This is a genomic window from Brucella sp. JSBI001, from assembly GCF_026014005.1.
GTDB lineage: Bacteria > Pseudomonadota > Alphaproteobacteria > Rhizobiales > Rhizobiaceae > Brucella > Brucella anthropi.
The window spans coordinates 4,403,923-4,421,650 of sequence record NZ_CP110339.1 but is presented as its reverse complement, the minus strand read 5'-3'; the positions used below and the strand labels follow the sequence as shown (position 1 = coordinate 4,421,650).

Below are 17,728 nucleotides of genomic sequence, written 5' to 3'. Positions count from 1 at the left end.
AGGGCGGCTTCGGTCGCCCTTTTTGTTTCTTTTGAAACAGCATTTCGGGTTATATGGTACCGCTGATAAAAGCGAAGTATCCAACCGACTGGCCGGTCAATGGTTGGACCAACTTCTTGTCCGGGGGAAGGAACAAACAATTGAGCGATCAGGTTCTGCCTGCTCGGGGCTATGCCTCGCGGCGCGGCATATGGGGCTGGATATTCTTCGACTGGGCGGCACAGCCATTTTTCACGGTTATTGTCACCTTCATTTTCGGTCCATACTTCATCTCCCGCATGGCCGACACACCTGAAGCCGGGCAGATTGCCTGGGGCTATGGTATCGCTGCCGCAGGTTTTGTGATCGCTGTTCTTTCGCCTGTTCTGGGGTCGATTGCCGACAAGACAGGCTCCCGCAAACCATGGATCGGCTTTTTTGCTGTTCTCAAGATCGTTGGACTCATGACGCTCTGGTTTGCGGTGCCCGGTGCGAACCTGTTCTGGGTGCTTCTGGCTTTCAGTATCGCGATGGTCTCGGCGGAGTTTTCAATCGTTTTCAACGATTCCATGATGCCGCGGCTCGTCCCGCGCAGCGAGATCGGCAGGGTGTCCAATCTGGCCTGGGGGCTTGGCTATCTGGGTGGTGTTCTGGTGCTGATCTTCGTGGTGGTTTTTCTGGCTGCATCACCCGACACAGGCAAGACGCTGATTGGGCTTCCGCCACTCTTCGGCCTCGACCCCGTCAGCGGCGAAGATGCCCGCATCACCGGCCCCATAGCGGCACTCTGGTATCTTGTTTTCATCATGCCGATGTTTCTGTTTACACCCGATCAGGCGCGCGGGCAGCCGCTGCGTCAGGCAATCGGCAGCGGTCTGGCGGAACTCAAATCGACGCTGCGGGAAGTGCGCGAACATCCGGGGATCACGCGCTTTCTGGCCGCCCGCCTTTTCTATCAGGACGGGCTCAATGCCATTGTCGCGCTCGGCGCCGGTTATGCCGCTTCATTGTTTCAATGGAGCATCAACGAGATTGGCCTCTTCGGCATGATCACCAATGTGTCGGCGATCCTGAGCTGCCTTGTCGCGGCGCGCCTCGATATCAGGCTCGGCTCCAAGATCATCGTCATCGGATCGCTGGTGCTTTTGCTGCTGGCTTCGCTCGGTATCGTTTCCACCGGAACGCATTATCTGCTGTTCGGTCTGGTGCCTGTCAGCTATCCGGAGGCAAAAGGCTTGTTCTCGACAGCTTCGGAACAGGCTTTCCTCATCTACGGGCTGACGATCGGCGTCGCGCTTGGGCCTATACAGGCCTCGTCCCGGTCGTGGTTTGCGCGCAGCATCAAGCCGGAGGAATCGGGTCGATATTTCGGCATCTATGCGCTGGCGGGGCGTGCGACGAGTTTTCTCGGACCGTTTCTGGTTGCGACGATCACTGCGCTCAGCGGCTCGGCTGCACTTGGCATGTCGGTGCTGCTGCTGTTCTTCGCCGTCGGGCTCTATCTGGCGGCCATAACGCCTTACCCCGCCGACAAGCCGCTTGCATCCGGCCCGCTGTAACGGGCCGGAATCTGACTTTTATTCGATCCAGCCGAGTGAACGCTGAACCGCTTTTTCCCATGCGTTGAACAAGCGCGTGCGCTCGTCTACGGGCATTCGCGGATGCCAGCGATGGCCCACCTGCCAGTTTTCCACGATGTCGTGCGTGGATTTCCAGTAGCCGACGGCAAGCCCTGCCGCATAGGCAGCACCCAGCGCCGTCGTCTCGATAATTTTCGGGCGCACGACCGGCACATCCAGAATGTCGGACTGGAACTGCATGAGCAGTTCGTTGATGGTCATGCCGCCATCGGCGCGCAACTCCGTGATTTCGACGCCTGAATCCTTCACCATCGCATCGAGCACTTCGCGCACCTGATAGGCGCTCGCTTCCAGGGCCGCCCGGGCAACGTGCCCCTTGTTGGCGAAGCGGGTGAGGCCTGCAATAATGCCGCGCGCTGAATCCTGCCAATGCGGTGCAAAGAGGCCGGAAAAGGCGGGAACGAAATAGACGTCGCCATTGTCCTCGACGGTACGCGCCAGCGTTTCGATGTCGCTGCTGTTCTTGATGATGCCGAGATTGTCGCGCAGCCATTGCACCAGGGCGCCGGTAATGGCGATGGAGCCTTCCAGCGCATAAACCGGCTTGGCGCCGTCGAGCTTGTAGGCAACCGTGGTCAGCAGGCCGTAATTGGAGGGCACCAGTTTCTCGCCGGTGTTCATCAGCATGAAGCAGCCCGTGCCATAGGTGTTCTTGGCTTCGCCCGGTTCCAGACATGCCTGACCGAAGAGCGCTGCCTGCTGGTCGCCCAGAATGCCCGCAAGTTTTACACCGGAAAGGGAGGGCAGGGTGATCTCGCCATAGACTTCGCTTGAAGAGCGGATTTCCGGCAGGCAGGCTGACGGAATATCGAAAAGACGAAGTATGTCTTCATCCCATTGCAGCGTCGAAAGATCCATCAGCTGGGTGCGGGAAGCATTGGTCACATCGGTGATGTGGATGCCGCCATCGGTGCCGCCGGTCAGGTTCCAGACCAGCCATGTATCGATTGTGCCGAAAAGTGCGTCTCCGGCTGCGGCCTTTTCACGCGCACCCGGAACATTGTCGAGTATCCAGCGCAGCTTGAGCCCGGAGAAATAGGTCGAGATCGGCAGGCCGGTCTTGGCACGCAGCTGGTCTGCGCCGCCGTCCTTCGTGTACCGGGAAACAAGTTCGTCGGTGCGCGTATCCATCCAGACGATTGCATTATAGAGCGGCGCACCGGTTTTCCTGTCCCAAAGCAGTGTGGTCTCGCGCTGATTGGTGATGCCGACGGAAGCGATATCACTTGCCTTCAGTTTTGCTTTTTTGAGTGCGGCGGCAATGACGTGCTGTGTGTTGCGCCAGATTTCTATCGGATTGTGTTCGACCCAGCCCGCCTTTGGATAAATCTGCTCATGTTCGCGCTGGTCGCTCGCGACGATATCGCCCTGCCTGTCGAAAATGATGAAACGCGAACTCGTGGTTCCCTGGTCGATGGAACCGATAAACTGCGTCATGGGGCGGGCTCCTCCGTTGATCCGGTCTATGCTGAAAACGAATTTAAACGAAACAATATGAAACTCAATGAAAACGAGGCCCCGGAATGGTTGGTTCCGGGGCCTCGATATATACTTTTATAAGGGGTTAGAGCATTTCCAGCAAAAGTGCGGAGCGGTTTTGCGCAGGATAATGCGTAAAAGCTCTAATGGCGGAAGTGACGCATCCCCGTCATGACCATGGCGATGCCGTGTTCGTCGGCAGCGGCGATCACTTCATCGTCCCGCATGGAACCTCCCGGCTGGATGACTGCGGTTGCACCGGCCTGAACGGCGGAAAGCAGACCGTCGGCAAACGGGAAGAACGCGTCGGAAGCGACCACGCAGCCCTTGGTGAGCGGTTCTGCAAGACCGGCGGCTTCTGCTGCGTCTTCAGCCTTGCGGGCTGCGATGCGGGCTGAATCCACGCGGCTCATCTGGCCTGCGCCGATGCCGACCGTTGCGCCGTCCTTCACATAGACGATGGCGTTCGACTTCACATGCTTGCCGACGCGGAAGGCGAATTTCATATCGTTGAGTTCGGCTTCGGTCGGCGCACGTTTGGTGACGACCTTGAGATCGAGATCGTCGACCACACCATTGTCGCGCGACTGGACCAGCAAACCACCGGCAACCGTCTTGGCGGCAATGCCCTTGGCGCGCGGGTCCGGCAGGCCGCCGGTGACGAGCAGACGGAGGTTCTTCTTGGCAGCAACAATGGCCTGTGCGCCTTCGGTGGCATCCGGAGCGATAATGACTTCGGTGAAGATCTTTACGATCTCTTCAGCGGCTTCCTCATCGAGCATCTTGTTAAGCGCGACGATGCCGCCGAACGCCGAAACCGGATCGCAGGCGAGTGCCTTCAAATAAGCTTCCTTGATGGTGGCTGCTTCTGCAACGCCGCAAGGATTGGCGTGCTTGATGATGGCGACGGCTGCGGTGCGGGCAGGGTCGAATTCTGCGACGAGTTCGAAAGCCGCATCGGTGTCGTTGATGTTGTTGTAGGAGAGCTGCTTGCCCTGAAGCTGGGTCGCGGTGGCAACACCGGGGCGCTTCTCGCCAGTGAGATAAAAGCCAGCCGTCTGGTGCGGGTTTTCTCCGTAGCGCATGACGGAATGCAGCTTGCCTGCGACCGAGCGATAGACCGGAGTTTCTTCGTTGATCGCTTCGGCAAACCAGTTGGAAATGGCTGCGTCATAGGCTGCTGTGCGCGAGAAGGCCTTGGCGGCAAGTTTCTTGCGGAAGGCAAGCGGCAGGGAGCCTGCATGCTTTTCCAGTTCAGCGACGACGTCGGCATAGTCGGCAGGATCGACGACCGTGGCGACATAGGCGTGGTTCTTGGCCGAAGCGCGGATCATCGCGGGGCCACCAATGTCGATGTTTTCGACGGTCGTGTCGTAGTCGCCGCCCTTGAAGCGGACTTCCTCGAACGGATAGAGATTGATGACGGCAAGATCGATGCCGCCGATGCCGTGTTCTTCCATGGCCGCGACGTGTTCCGGATCGTTGCGCACGGCGAGCAGGCCGCCATGGACCGCCGGATGCAGCGTCTTGACGCGTCCGTCCATGATTTCCGGGAAGCCGGTTACTTCGGATACATCCTTCACCGGAATGCCTTCAGCGGCAATCGACTTGGCGGTGCCGCCGGTCGAGAGGATTTCGACACCTTGCGCGTGAAGCGCTTTGGCGAAATCGATCAGGCCGGTTTTGTCGGAAACGGAAAGGAGGGCGCGGCGCACCCGATGAAGATCGGGAGCGGGAATATGCTTGGAGCTGACAGCCATAGGGAGTTGGTCTCTTCGTTGCTGAAACGGATGCGTTCAGGAAAGTGGACGGCTCGCCCTAACACAGGCGCGCCGAGAATCCTATCGCAAAAGGCCGGAAAAGAACGGTGAAGAGGTATTTCTTGCCCCGCATTCGATCCCATTGACCCTCGACCCTTCGAGACGGCGCTACCGCGCCTCCTCAGGATGAGGGGTTGAGAGCGAATTATACGTAACTGCCGAGTGCGACGCGGCTGAACTGCCAGTTCACTTCCGGCAATTCTGATGCCGGGAAGGAGAGCACGATCTGCTTCGATGTCACGGGGCCACGGAAGCCCGCAAAGAAGATCGAATCTTCCAGTTGCGGCGCAACTTCAAAACAGGAGAAGACCCAGGTATCGTCGCGATCCGCCGACAGAACGATCAATCCGTTCTCATCGAAGGAAATATCGACCGACGGATGCAGATGGAAACGCACCGCAATATTGTCGCGTCCGTTCGCCTTCAACGGACGGCCATCGCCGCGATAAAAGCGGTCTGCGCCCTGAATGACGCTGCCATTGTGCGACAGCACAAGACGACGTTCGTGATAGATGCCGAACAGGCGCGCATAGCCGTCATGGCTGGCAACAAAGCCCTGTCGTCCCATTTCCTCGATCCGGTCACGCTGCACGCGGGTCGGGCCTGCAATGATCGGCGTGCCGATCATGTTGGAGAGACCCGCATTGAGGCTGAAGCGGCACGAGGACGTGTCGTTGATGGTGGCCGTGGAGTGCGCAGCCGTGGAACGGCCTAATGGACGAAATTCCGGCGGACCGAAACGGTCGATACCGGAATTGACGATATAGCGCTGGCGCCCGGAGGACATTTCGAAGGCGAGGCAGCCGGCATGGGCATCCCGCGAAGCTGTGACCGGCGGCGGCAGTCCGGTATCGGCGATGATGGTGGTCGAACCCATCGAAAGCCGTTCATAGCCGGAATAGGGTGCATGGGTCAGCGGCGATCCAGCGGTCTCGTCATGCCGGAGAACCGAGATGATGCGTTCCGGCATGGTGGGGCCGACGCCGTTGAAAAGCGCAAGGCTACCATCCTGATGGCGGAAGAAGCGCAGGGCCGGCAACATGCGCTCGACGGCTTCGATCAGCGCCTTGGGCGGGGCTTCCGTGCCATTGGCATAGGTCTGGCGGAGCGGCAAAAGATCGGCCAGCAGTTCCAGAACCGTAACGGGGTTGCGCGAGATATGTCCGCCATCGGGCAGAATCTGGCGTTTCAGCTCATACTCCAGATTGCGCCGGGCGGCGCGTGCCGTCGGTGGCGAAACGGGCAGAGCCAGAGCGGCGAATGCCAACGCGATACGGGCGCGCAACCGTTCCTCGCCATCATCCATGGCGGCGGCGACGGTGCGCAGATAACGCACCTGCATGGCAAGCGAGCGCATGAAGCGGCGATAGGCGGGGAGTTCGGCGCCCGACAGAATAAGGTTTGAATGCTGAAGCCAGGCGATGATGCGCTGGGCAGTGACTTCCGGCGACCAGGCGATGCCGCCGATGCGCTTGCCGAACATGCGCATCCAGTCATCGACGAGCGCGCGCGCATTAGCGGTTGCCAGTTCGCTATTGGCGCTTTTCAAATGACGCAGCCAGCCGAAACTCTGAAGCGCTGCTTCCCATTCTGGCGTCGGCGGTTCGACGGCGAAAGGCGACAATCCGCCCGTTTCGACCAGACGACCGGCCAGCGCAAAACGGCCATGATAGAATTCCTGTGCCAATTGCGGGTCTGCTACGCGCAGATCAGGCGGTGCGATCAGGATACGGTCGGGGGTGAAGCCGGTGAAGCGCCAGCGATAAAGCGGCCCCATGCGCAGACGGCGGCTGAACTTGCGCCAAGCCTGTGCAACGGCCAGTCCCCAAAGATGTGGGGTTTCGCTGAGGGCGACTGCCACCCGGTCTTTCTCCGTATCGTTTGTCATTATTGTTTGGCCAGATCGAACAGCCAGTTCCTTTGATACAATTGTACAGAAATGGTGAATCGAGCGTTAACCATAACGGGTATCGCGACCCGTTATGGCAAATTATACGATTTGTTTGCTTATATCCGGTCTCAGGCCCGGCGCTTGAAGCGGGCCGCGAAGAAGCCGTCCATGCCAGCCATGTGCGGATTGCCTTCAAAACGATCCGGCGGCAAGTCTGCCGGGGTCGATCGCAGAAAGCCTTCTGCTGTGACCAGCCCATCCAGAAGCCCGTTCAGACTGGGGCAATCCTGCTCCGTGATCGGGAAAGGTTCCAGCAACGGATTTTCCGCTGCCTTGCGCGCCATTTCCTCACCTTCGAGCGGGTGCAGCGAACAATTGGAAAAGACGATTACGCCGCCGGGTTTGACCAGAGTGGCCGCGTGCGCCAAAAGTTTGCCCTGAAGTTCGGCAAGCTTTGCTATGTCCTGCGGCGTCTTGGTCCAAGGCACATCCGGATGACGGCGCACAGTGCCGGTGGAAGAGCAGGGCGCATCCAGAAGCACAGCATCGAACAGTTCGTCCGGCTGGAAATCCATCAGATTGGTGGCAACGGTCTTCGCCTCGAAGCCGAGACGTTCCAGATTGCCGCGCAGGCGCTTCAGCCGGTTTTCGGAAAGGTCGAGCGCGGTCACGTCTGCGCCCTGAAGTACGAGCTGCGCCGTCTTGCCGCCGGGGGCAGCGCACAGGTCGGCAACCCGTTTGCCCTTGATATCACCCATCAGGCGCGCAGGCAGGCTTGCCGCCACATCCTGCACCCACCAGTCGCCTTCGGCAAAGCCGGGCAGGTCGGTGAGATTGCCTTCGACCGTTTGCAGGCGCACCGAACCGTTGGGCAGCGCAACGCCACCGAGCTTTTCGGCCCATGCCTTTGCGTCACCCTTGACCGTGAAATCGATCGGCGGCTCATAGGCATGCATGGCAAGAATGGCTGCTGCTTTTTCCGCGCCATAGGCGTCGGTGATGCTTTTGGCAAACCACTCCGGCACATTGGTTTCCGGCTGCAATGTATGCGCCAGAGCGCGTTCCTTGTTACGCGAAAGGCGACGCAGCAGCGCATTGACGAGACCGGCATATTTGCGATTGCGCGGATCGTTGTTCGCCGCTTCCACCGCAAGATCGACCGCCGAGTGATCGGGCAGGTTCAGATAGAAAATCTGGGCGATGGCGACATGCAGAAGATGCTTCAGTGCTACTGCATTTTCCGGCAATGGCCGGTCGAGCCGCTTGTTGATGGCGCGTTCGATGCTGCCGCGATTGCGGAGCGCAGAGCCGAGAATGGCGCGAACCAGCGCGCGGTCGCGCGGCTCCAGCGCCAGATATTGCGGATGGCCGTGCGTATTGTCGGTCAGGCCGTCGAGCGAGGTGTTCTTTTCGATTACCGCGCCAAGAAGGCGTGCCGCACACAAACGCGCCGCCAGACCGGGGCGCAGGTCTGCGGCGCTGTTATTCGTTTGTGGCTTTTTATTTCCACGCTTTGGCGCGGGCTTTTTATCGTTCACACTGTTCAACTTTATTTATGACCACGGTCCGCGAAAACCCGAACCGCCATTGCTGTTACCGCCTGCATTACCCCATGGACCACTGCTTTGGGAAGGGGCAGCGGCACGCGGTGCCATTCCAGCGGAGCGGATGCCCATTTCGGCAGCCATCTGTTCAAGTGCGGCGATGCGGTTATCGGTATCAGGGTGTGTCGAGAAAAGATTGTCTGCGCCACGTCCGCTCAAGGGATTGATGATGAACATATGCGCGGTTGCCGGGTTGTGTTCGGCTTCCTCGTTCGGGATGGCCTTGGCGCCGCGCGCGATCTTGCCCAGCGCCGAGGACAGCCACAGCGGATTGCCGCAGATTTCCGCGCCGCGCTTGTCAGCGGCATATTCGCGGGTGCGGCTGACAGCCATCTGCACGATCATTGCGGCGAAGGGCGCGACGATCATGGCAAGAATGGTGCCGACCACGCCCATGATGCCGTTGCCGTTCTCGCGGTTGCCGCCCAGGAAGAAGGCGAAATTGCCGAGCATGGATATGGCACCGGCAAGTGTTGCGACGATGGTCATGGTCAGTGTGTCGCGGTTCTGGACGTGCGCCAGCTCGTGCGCCATCACGCCTGCGACTTCTTCCGGCGTCAGGCGGTTGAGGAGGCCAGTCGTGGCTGCAACGGCAGCATTTTCAGGATTGCGGCCCGTGGCAAAAGCGTTCGGCTGGTCTTCGTGGATAATGTAGACCTTCGGCATCGGAAGGCCCGCATTGGCGGCCAGCCCGCTCACCATGCGGTAATAGTCCGGTGCGCTGCGCTCATCCACTTCCTGCGCATTATACATGCGCAGCACCATCTTGTCGGAGTTCCAGTAGCCGAACAGGTTCATGGCGACTGCAATTACAAGCGCAATCATCATGCCGCCGCCGCCGCCCAGCAAATAGCCGATGCTCATGAACATGACCGTCATGAGGGCGATCAGCATGGCAGTTTTTGTCATATTCATCTGCGGCGGTCTCCAAATCTTAGGCTGCATGACCCGCAAGGGTTTTGCACGGCAAGCCTTTCTGCCTATATGATGGGTATGAACAGGCTTTGCTTCAATGTTCGAAGCAAAAACCGAGAACGGGATTGTGACCGATGAGCGAAAAAACCGAAAGCCCGCAAAACGTTGACAAGCGCACGTTCGAAGACCTTCCGCCTGCTGCCCAGCGCGCATTGAAGGAAGCTGAAGCGCGTCGCGCTGCCGAAAAGTCAAACGAAGCGCCCCGCGAAATCGGTGGTCGCGGCGGCAAGGACCCCGCCCGTTTCGGCGATTGGGAGATCAAGGGTCGGTCGATCGATTTCTAGTAAGTTTGGGATATTGTCGCCCTGCTTGCCTGCAAATCGCGCTCTTCTGCGCTTCCGGTGCTCATGTACTTTAAGTACACTCCGCTCCGGTTCTCGAAGATCACGATTTTCGTCTCAGCAGGACGACAATCTCATCAAACTTGGGCGCCTTCTCAGACCGCGTTGTTAAAAAGCCCCGGTTTCCCGGGGCTTTTACTATTTTTTGTTCTGGCGATTTTCGATCAGGTCGTCCACGACGCCCGGATCGGCCAGCGTCGAGGTATCGCCCAGTGCGCCGAACTCGTCTTCGGCGATCTTGCGCAGGATGCGGCGCATGATCTTGCCCGAGCGGGTTTTCGGCAGGCCCGGCGAGAACTGGATCTTGTCCGGCGTGGCAATAGGACCGATTTCCTTGCGCACGTGCTGGGTCAGCTCCTTGCGCAGGGCATCTTCGTCCTGAACTGCTTCGCCGGTCATCAGCGTGACATAGCAATAGATGCCCTGTCCCTTGATCGGATGCGGATAGCCCACAACGGCGGCTTCTGAAACCGAGTGATGCGATACGAGTGCCGATTCGATTTCCGCCGTGCCGAGGCGATGGCCGGAAATGTTGAGCACGTCATCGACGCGGCCCGTGATCCAGTAGTAACCGTCTTCATCGCGACGGCAGCCGTCGCCGGTGAAGTACTTGCCCTTATAGGTCGAGAAGTAGGCTTCGATGAAGCGCTTGTGATCGCCGTAAAGCGTGCGCATCTGGCCCGGCCAGCTGTCGATGATGCAGAGATTACCGTCCACCGCACCTTCAATGACAGCGCCTTCATTATCGACCAGTTCCGGCTTGATGCCGAAGAACGGCCGTGTTGCCGAACCCGGCTTGAGGTCGGTTGCGCCGGGCAGCGGGGTGATGAGAATGCCGCCGGTTTCCGTCTGCCACCACGTATCGACAATCGGCGACCGCTGGTCACCAACGACGTTGTAATACCATTCCCAGGCTTCCGGATTGATCGGCTCGCCAACCGAACCGAGCAGGCGCAGCGTCGAACGCGACGAGCGGGTGACGAATTCATCGCCGGCGCCCATCAGGGCGCGGATGGCCGTAGGCGCAGTGTAGAAGATGTTGACGTGATGCTTGTCGACGACTTCCCAGAAACGTCCCTGATCGGGGAAGTTGGGCACACCCTCGAACATCAATGTCGTCGCGCCGTTGGCGAGCGGGCCGTAGACGATATAGGAGTGACCTGTCACCCAGCCCACATCCGCCGTGCACCAGTAGATGTCGCCGTCATGATAGTCGAAGACATATTGATGCGTCATCGATGCATAGACGAGATAGCCGCCGGTTGTGTGCAGCACGCCCTTCGGCTTGCCGGTGGAGCCGGAGGTGTAGAGGATGAAGAGCGGGTCTTCCGCATTCATCGGTTCGGGATCGCAGGTCGGTTCGACGCTAGCAACTTCCTGATGGTACCAGAGATCGCGGCCCGGTCCCCAGCTCACCTTGCCGCCGGTGCGGCGCACGGTGAGAACCTTGTTGACCATGACATATTGCTTGGCTGCAATGTCGATGGCGGTATCGGTGTTTTCCTTCAGCGGAACCGGCTTGCCGCCGCGCACGCCTTCATCGGCCGTGATGACGAAAGTGGATTCGCAGTCGACGATGCGACCGGCAAGTGCTTCCGGTGAGAAACCGGCGAAGACGACGGAATGCACAGCGCCGATGCGCGCGCAGGCCAGCATCGCATAAGCCGCTTCCGGGATCATCGGCAGATAGATCGTGACGCGGTCGCCCTTCTTAACGCCGTGCTTCTTCAGCACATTTGCGAGGCGGCAGACATTCTCATGCAATTCGCGATAGGTGATCTTCTTGTCGATATAGGGATTGTCGCCTTCCCAGATGATCGCAACCTGATCACCACGGCTCTTCAGGTGGCGGTCGATACAGTTATAGGAAACGTTGGTAACGCCGTCCTCATACCATTTGATGGATACGTCGCCGTTGAAATCGGTGTTCTTGACCTTGGTGAAGGGCTTGAACCAGTCGATGCGCCGTCCGTGCTTTGCCCAAAAGCTGTCCGGGTCGCTCACGCTTTCCTGATACCATTCGAGATAGGTTGCGTTGTCGATGAGCGTGTTTCTCTTTGCCTCGGCAAGGACCGGGTAAAGCTTTTCCGACATGATTTCCTCCTTCAGCATTCCGCGAGCCGGACGATATCCCGCTCGTATAAATGCACCCAAAAACTGACCGGCACCTCCCGCCGGATGAGACGGTCCACCGTGAAAGGCGAGACCATCGGGTGCCCTGTCTACCTTCCATTGCGGGCAAGGTAAATTAGACAATCGGCGCGTCTATGATCCACAATGACGCATCGTCAGAAATAGCTACTGGCAGCACTCGCTGTCGAATGGTGCTAATATATTGTTTTTACAGTTTAAAAACCATTTTGAGTGATTATCTCCTATTCAGGAGCCTGACAATAAGGCTCTTCACAAAAAGGGGAAATCGCCATGACGACGTCCGCTTTGAACGCAAAGTCAGCCTTCGAACTGCAACTCGCCGGTTATGGTCTGACGACGGCGAAAGTTTTCTACCACTTGCCCGATCATCCGCATCTGCTGCAACTCTTCGTCTGGCAGGATTATGACCTCGCGCCCGATTTTCCGGTGCTCAATCATTTCATCGAATTCTGGAATCGGGAAATCGACGGGCCGTTGCATTCGGTCAGCTACACGCATTTCCGGCTGCTTGGCCCCTCGGACTGGAGGAATGTGCGGGGCGAGATCGTCCTGCACTGAAAGCGATCAGTTGGGCGACGGATAGGTCCTGCCGCCGAAGATGGCCGAGCCGACACGCACCGATGTCGCGCCGAAACCGATGGCGGTTTCATAATCGCCCGACATGCCCATGGAGAGTTTTTCGACCTGTGCCTCGCGGGCGAGCTTTTCCAGAAGCGCGAAATGCGGCCCCGGATTTTCATCCGCAGGCGGGATGCACATCAGCCCCTCGATGGCGAGGCCATGTTCCTTGCGGCAGCGCTCGACAAAGGCGACAGCTTCCTTCGGCGCAATGCCGGCCTTCTGTTCTTCAAGTCCGGTATTCACCTGCACGTAGAGCTTTGGGGCCTTGTTCTGCTTTTTGATCTCGACGGCCAAGGCGGCTGCGATCTTTTCACGGTCGACGGTTTCGATGACATCGAAGAGGGCGACGGCATCGGCGGCCTTGTTGGATTGCAGCGGGCCGATGAGATGCAGTTCGATGCCGGAATAATCGTCGCGCAGTCCCGGCCATTTGGCTTGTGCTTCCTGCACGCGGTTTTCACCGAAGACGCGCTGGCCTGCGTCGAGGACCGGGCGGATTTCCTCCGCATCGAAGGTTTTCGATACGGCGACAAGCGTAACGGAACCCCTGTCGCGCTGTGCTTCCTCTTCGGCATTGGCGATCGCGGCCTTGACCGTGTTCAGGTTCGCTACGATATCTGACATGAAACTCTCGCTTTCAGGCTTTTCATCCGCAAAAGGTTGACGCTTTCGCCAATACGTGGTGAAGGTCGCCATTAAACATCGACTCTCCTTATTGCATCACCTTCGTACGAGTAAATACGGTCATGGCAGCCGAACGTTATAATCCGCGCGTGGCGGAAGCTCATTGGCAGAAAGTCTGGGAAGAAGACCGGACCTTCGAAACCGACAATAGCGACAGCCGCGAGAAATATTATGTGCTCGAGATGTTCCCCTATCCATCGGGGCGCATCCATATGGGGCATGTGCGCAACTATGCGATGGGTGACGTTGTCGCCCGTTACAAGCGCGCCAAGGGTTTCAACGTGCTTCATCCGATGGGATGGGACGCGTTCGGCATGCCTGCGGAAAATGCAGCGATGCAGAACAAAGTTCATCCGAAGGAATGGACCTATCAGAACATCGCCACGATGCGCAGCCAGCTCAAATCGATGGGTCTTTCGCTCGACTGGGCGCGTGAATTCGCGACCTGCGATGTGGAATATTATCATCGCCAGCAGATGCTGTTCATCGACCTTTTTGAAAAGGGTCTGGTGACGCGCAAGACCTCCAAGGTCAACTGGGATCCGGTCGACAACACCGTGCTTGCCAACGAGCAGGTGGTGGATGGTCGCGGCTGGCGTTCGGGCGCACTGGTCGAACAGCGCGAGCTGACGCAGTGGTTCTTCAAGATCACCGATTTCAGCGAGGAATTGCTGGTCGGTCTCGATACGCTCGACCAGTGGCCGGAAAAGGTTCGCCTGATGCAGCGCAACTGGATCGGCAAGTCGGAAGGCCTGCAGGTCCGCTTCGCGCTGGACGGCAATACCGCGCCTGCCGGTTTCTCGGAAATCGAGGTCTATACGACCCGTCCGGACACGCTGTTCGGTGCGGCTTTCGTGGCGATCTCCGCAGATCATCCGCTGGCGAAGAAACTGGCCGAAGACAATGCTTCGCTTACCGGCTTCATCGAGGAATGCCATCAGCACGGCACGTCGCTGGCGGCGCTGGAAACGGCTGAGAAGAAGGGCTTCGACACGGGCGTGAAAGTCAGGCACCCGTTCGACGAGAACTGGGAACTGCCGGTCTATGTCGCCAATTTCGTCCTGATGGAATATGGCACGGGCGCGGTGTTCGGCTGTCCGGCGCATGATCAGCGCGACCTGGATTTCGCCAACAAGTACAAATTGAAGGTTACGCCTGTCGTTCTGCCGAAGGGCGAGGATGCGGCAGGCTTCAGCATCGGCGAAACGGCCTATACCGACGATGGCGTGATGATCAACTCACGCTTCCTCGACGGCATGACGCCGGAAGCGGCCTTCAATGAGGTGGCGAATCGTCTGGAACAGACCAGTCTCGGCAACAGCCCGCAGGCAAGCCGCAAGGTGCAGTTCCGTCTGCGTGACTGGGGCATCTCGCGCCAGCGCTATTGGGGTTGCCCGATCCCGATGATCCATTGCGAAAGCTGTGGCGTCAATCCGGTGCCGCGCGCCGATCTGCCGGTCAAGCTGCCGGACGATGTCGAGTTCGACCGTCCGGGCAATCCGCTCGACCGTCATGCAACATGGCGTCATGTAAAATGTCCGAAATGCGGTGCCGATGCGCGTCGTGAAACCGATACGATGGACACGTTCGTCGATTCGTCCTGGTACTATGCACGCTTTACGGCACCATGGGAAAACGAACCGACCGACCGCAAGGTCGCCGATCACTGGCTGCCGGTCGATCAGTATATCGGCGGTATCGAACACGCGATCCTGCATTTGCTCTATTCGCGTTTCTTCACCCGCGCGATGAAGGTGGCCGGTCACGTCGGCATCGACGAGCCGTTCAAGGGCCTGTTTACGCAGGGCATGGTGGTGCACGAAACCTACAAGGCCAACGGCCAGTGGGTGGCACCTGCCGACATTCGCATCGAGGAAACCGACGGCAAGCGCAGTGCGACCTTGCTCTCGTCCGGCGAGCCGGTGGAAATCGGTTCCATCGAGAAGATGTCGAAGTCGAAGAAGAATGTTGTCGATCCGGATGACATTATCGCTTCCTACGGTGCTGATACGGCGCGCTGGTTCATGCTGTCTGATTCGCCACCCGAGCGTGACGTGATCTGGACGGAAGCCGGTGCCGAAGGCGCCCATCGTTTTGTGCAGCGCGTCTGGCGTCTGGTGGCGGAAGCTGCCGAACATCTGAAGGACGTTGCGCCCAAGACCGGGACGCAGGGTGAAGCCCTTGTCGTTTCCAAGGCTGCGCACAAGGCGGTCAAGGCTGTCGGTGACGATATCGAGAAGCTCGCCTTCAACCGTGGCGTTGCCCGTCTTTATGAGCTGGTCAACACGGCTGCTGCATCCCTGCAGCAGGTGGCTTCGGGCAATGCGGATGACGAGTTGAAGAGTGCCGTCCGTGACGTCACTGAAAAGCTCATCCTGATGCTGGCGCCGATGATGCCGCATCTGGCTGAACAGTGCCTGGCCGTACTTGGCGGCAAGATTGCCGGTCGTGAAACGCTGGTTGCCCGCAGTGCCTGGCCGGAATTCGATCCGGCATTGGTGGTGGAAAACGAGATCGTTATGCCGGTGCAGATCAACGGCAAGAAGCGTGGGGATTTGACAATCGCCCGCGACGCTGATCAAGCTAGCATCCAGCAGGCGGTGCTCGAACTTGACTTCGTCAAGGCTGCGCTCAACGGGAGCTCGCCGAAGAAGGTTATCGTGGTGCCGCAAAGGATCGTCAATGTCGTTGCCTGACCGCTTTTTCTCCGCAATCAAAGCCTTCCGGGTTGCGTTTTTCGCACTCGGGGCCGCGGTTCTGATGGCTGGATGCACCGTGCAGCCGCTTTACTCCTCCGGCGCTGGTGCCGGTGGAACCATAGGCGGCAGCGTGACGCCGGACATGCGCACCAAGCTTGCTTCGGTGGCCATCGATCCGGCTGGCGATGTGTTTCAGCAGCAGGTCCGCAATCGCCTGATCTTCCTGCTTGGCGGTGGCGCCGGTGAACCGGCCAACCCGACCTATCGGCTTGGTCTTGGTCTGAGCAGCAATACGATCTCCGCGGTGAGCGTGGATATTGGCGATCAGACCGACCGTACAGGTCGTCCATCGGCTGGTATCGTCAAGGCAACGTCGAACTTCGTGTTGCGTGACAAGGACGGCAAGCCGCTTTCCGCTGGCACCCGCACGGTTGGCGCTTCCTTCGACCGTCCGCGTCAGGAGTTCGCAAACCTGCGTGCCGAACGCGATGCGCGCAAGCGCGCTGCCGAAGAACTTGCCGAACAGGTGTTCCTCGCTCTGGCGCAGAAATTGTCGAAGCTCTGATCGGGCTTCGACCTGACATCGAAAAGCGGTGCCGCAAGGTGCCGCTTTTTTTGTTTTAGAGGTTGGATAATTAGTAATGAATTCAGGAAGGTAACATTGCTGTGCCTACCCAACATTCATGTGTCTTCTTGTTTTTCCTGGAGTGATTAGCAACCTGAATGCTTCTGCGAGCGCATGATGCGTCCGCTGGTTCAAACCAGTTTTTACAGGAGTAGTTGGATGAAGCGGTTTTCCACGACGATGGGCAGTCTCGCGATTTTGGCCGGGCTGGCGGTTGCCGGTCCTGCGATGGCACAGGAAAAGGCGTCGCCGTTGCAATGGCAATATTTCCAGGCGGATGAGAATGGCTTCAATCGTACGCCTGTCCTTCTGACCGGAGACAAGGACGCGATCCTGCTTGATGGCGGCTTCACGCTTTCGGACGGCAAGGCGGTTGCCGAGAAGATCAAGGAAACGGGTAAGAAGCTGACCACGATCTATGTGAGCCAGAGCGATCCGGACTATTATTTCAGCCTTGGCCCGATCAAGGCCGCTTTTCCCGATGCGCGTATCATCGCGGCCCCTGAAACGGTCGATGCAATCAAGGGCAATATCGAGGCGAAACTGAAGGTCTGGGGTCCGCAGCTCAAGGACAATGGCCCCCAGAAACTGTCGGATGTCGTTATTCCCGAAGCTTCCGATGTGAAGGCGCTGGAGCTTGAGGGCAATGAGATTGAAATCGTTCCCGCCGAAGGCATGACGAACAGGCGTTATCTCTGGGTGCCTTCATTGAAGGCGGTGTTTGGCGGTGTCCTGATAACGGCAGGCGAGCATGTCTGGCTTGCCGATACGCCCGATCTTTCCCAGCGTGAGGCATGGATCAGAAATCTCGATACGATTGCTGCACGCAATCCTGAAGTGGTTGTTCCGGCGCATATGAAGCCCGGTTCGGCGACGGATGTTTCGGCAATCAAGTTCACGCGCGATTATATCGCGGCCTTCGACGAGGAAGCGGCGAAAGCCAAGGATAGCGGCGAATTGATCGCAGCAATGAAGAAGCGTTATCCTGATATTGGCGGTGAAAGTAGCCTGGAACTCGGTGCAAAGGTCATCAAGGGCGAGATGAAGTGGGAATAGGCCGGAGCATTTCCAGCAAAATTGCGAAGCGGTTTTGCGTAGGATAATGCGTAAAAACAAAAAGATAGAGTATTTCCGACGATTAAATTTAAACTGGAAATGCTCTAGTCTCAAATTGACAGGCGGCTATAAAGGCGGTGTGTGTTTCACACCGCCTTTT

At 58.4% G+C, this 17,728-nt stretch carries 13 protein-coding genes; 6 read left to right on the top strand and 7 right to left on the bottom strand.

The window, feature by feature from the left end; translation table 11 throughout:
* Window positions 1–140: 140 nt before the first annotated feature.
* On the top strand, window positions 141–1,538 hold the full coding sequence (locus tag LJ361_RS21175; RefSeq protein ID WP_010661486.1) for an MFS transporter: 1,398 nt from the start codon (window positions 141–143) through the stop codon (window positions 1,536–1,538).
* Between the two features lie 18 nt (window positions 1,539–1,556).
* Here LJ361_RS21175 and glpK read toward each other — a convergent pair whose 3' ends face one another.
* The 5 genes from glpK to htpX all read right to left on the bottom strand — a co-directional run bounded on the left by glpK (window position 1,557) and on the right by htpX (window position 9,328).
* Window positions 1,557–3,056, bottom strand: a complete 1,500-nt coding sequence (glpK, locus tag LJ361_RS21170; protein WP_010661485.1) for a glycerol kinase GlpK — start codon at window positions 3,054–3,056, stop codon at window positions 1,557–1,559.
* A 185-nt stretch (window positions 3,057–3,241) separates the two neighbouring features.
* A complete protein-coding gene (purH, locus tag LJ361_RS21165) occupies window positions 3,242–4,858 on the bottom strand; it encodes a bifunctional phosphoribosylaminoimidazolecarboxamide formyltransferase/IMP cyclohydrolase (RefSeq protein WP_010661484.1) in 1,617 nt (538 codons plus the stop codon).
* A 205-nt stretch (window positions 4,859–5,063) separates the two neighbouring features.
* Entirely contained in the window at window positions 5,064–6,806 is a 1,743-nt protein-coding gene (locus LJ361_RS21160; protein WP_010661483.1) for a heparinase II/III family protein, read from the bottom strand.
* Window positions 6,807–6,937: 131 nt separating this feature from the next.
* Window positions 6,938–8,347, bottom strand: a complete 1,410-nt coding sequence (locus LJ361_RS21155; RefSeq protein ID WP_010661482.1) for an RsmB/NOP family class I SAM-dependent RNA methyltransferase — start codon at window positions 8,345–8,347, stop codon at window positions 6,938–6,940.
* 15 nt (window positions 8,348–8,362) lie between these two features.
* Window positions 8,363–9,328 (bottom strand): zinc metalloprotease HtpX, encoded by a 966-nt coding sequence (gene htpX / locus LJ361_RS21150; RefSeq protein ID WP_010661481.1) that lies wholly within the window; start codon window positions 9,326–9,328, stop codon window positions 8,363–8,365.
* A 134-nt stretch (window positions 9,329–9,462) separates the two neighbouring features.
* Between htpX and LJ361_RS21145 the strand changes: the two genes are divergently transcribed.
* Window positions 9,463–9,672, top strand: coding sequence for a DUF1674 domain-containing protein (locus LJ361_RS21145; protein ID WP_010661480.1), 210 nt, complete (start codon window positions 9,463–9,465; stop codon window positions 9,670–9,672).
* Between the two features lie 195 nt (window positions 9,673–9,867).
* Here LJ361_RS21145 and acs read toward each other — a convergent pair whose 3' ends face one another.
* Window positions 9,868–11,823 (bottom strand): acetate--CoA ligase, encoded by a 1,956-nt coding sequence (acs, locus tag LJ361_RS21140; protein WP_010661479.1) that lies wholly within the window; start codon window positions 11,821–11,823, stop codon window positions 9,868–9,870.
* 330 nt (window positions 11,824–12,153) lie between these two features.
* On the opposite strand from acs, the gene LJ361_RS21135 reads away from it, so the two are divergent.
* Complete coding sequence (locus tag LJ361_RS21135) at window positions 12,154–12,441, top strand: usg protein (RefSeq protein ID WP_010661478.1); 288 nt, start codon at window positions 12,154–12,156, stop codon at window positions 12,439–12,441.
* A gap of 6 nt (window positions 12,442–12,447) precedes the next feature.
* On the opposite strand, the gene LJ361_RS21130 is transcribed toward LJ361_RS21135, so the two are convergent.
* Entirely contained in the window at window positions 12,448–13,128 is a 681-nt protein-coding gene (locus LJ361_RS21130; protein ID WP_010661477.1) for a YggS family pyridoxal phosphate-dependent enzyme, read from the bottom strand.
* Between the two features lie 122 nt (window positions 13,129–13,250).
* Between LJ361_RS21130 and leuS the strand changes: the two genes are divergently transcribed.
* From leuS to LJ361_RS21115, 3 genes are all read left to right on the top strand, one after another.
* Window positions 13,251–15,884 (top strand): leucine--tRNA ligase, encoded by a 2,634-nt coding sequence (gene leuS, locus LJ361_RS21125; protein WP_010661476.1) that lies wholly within the window; start codon window positions 13,251–13,253, stop codon window positions 15,882–15,884.
* Window positions 15,871–16,452, top strand: a complete 582-nt coding sequence (lptE, locus tag LJ361_RS21120; RefSeq protein ID WP_264812269.1) for an LPS assembly lipoprotein LptE — start codon at window positions 15,871–15,873, stop codon at window positions 16,450–16,452. Before leuS ends, lptE begins: the two co-directional genes overlap by 14 nt.
* A gap of 219 nt (window positions 16,453–16,671) precedes the next feature.
* Window positions 16,672–17,568 carry an MBL fold metallo-hydrolase gene (locus LJ361_RS21115; protein WP_010661474.1) on the top strand — a complete coding sequence of 299 codons (897 nt, stop codon included), beginning with the start codon at window positions 16,672–16,674 and terminating at the stop codon, window positions 17,566–17,568.
* Window positions 17,569–17,728 lie beyond the last annotated feature (160 nt).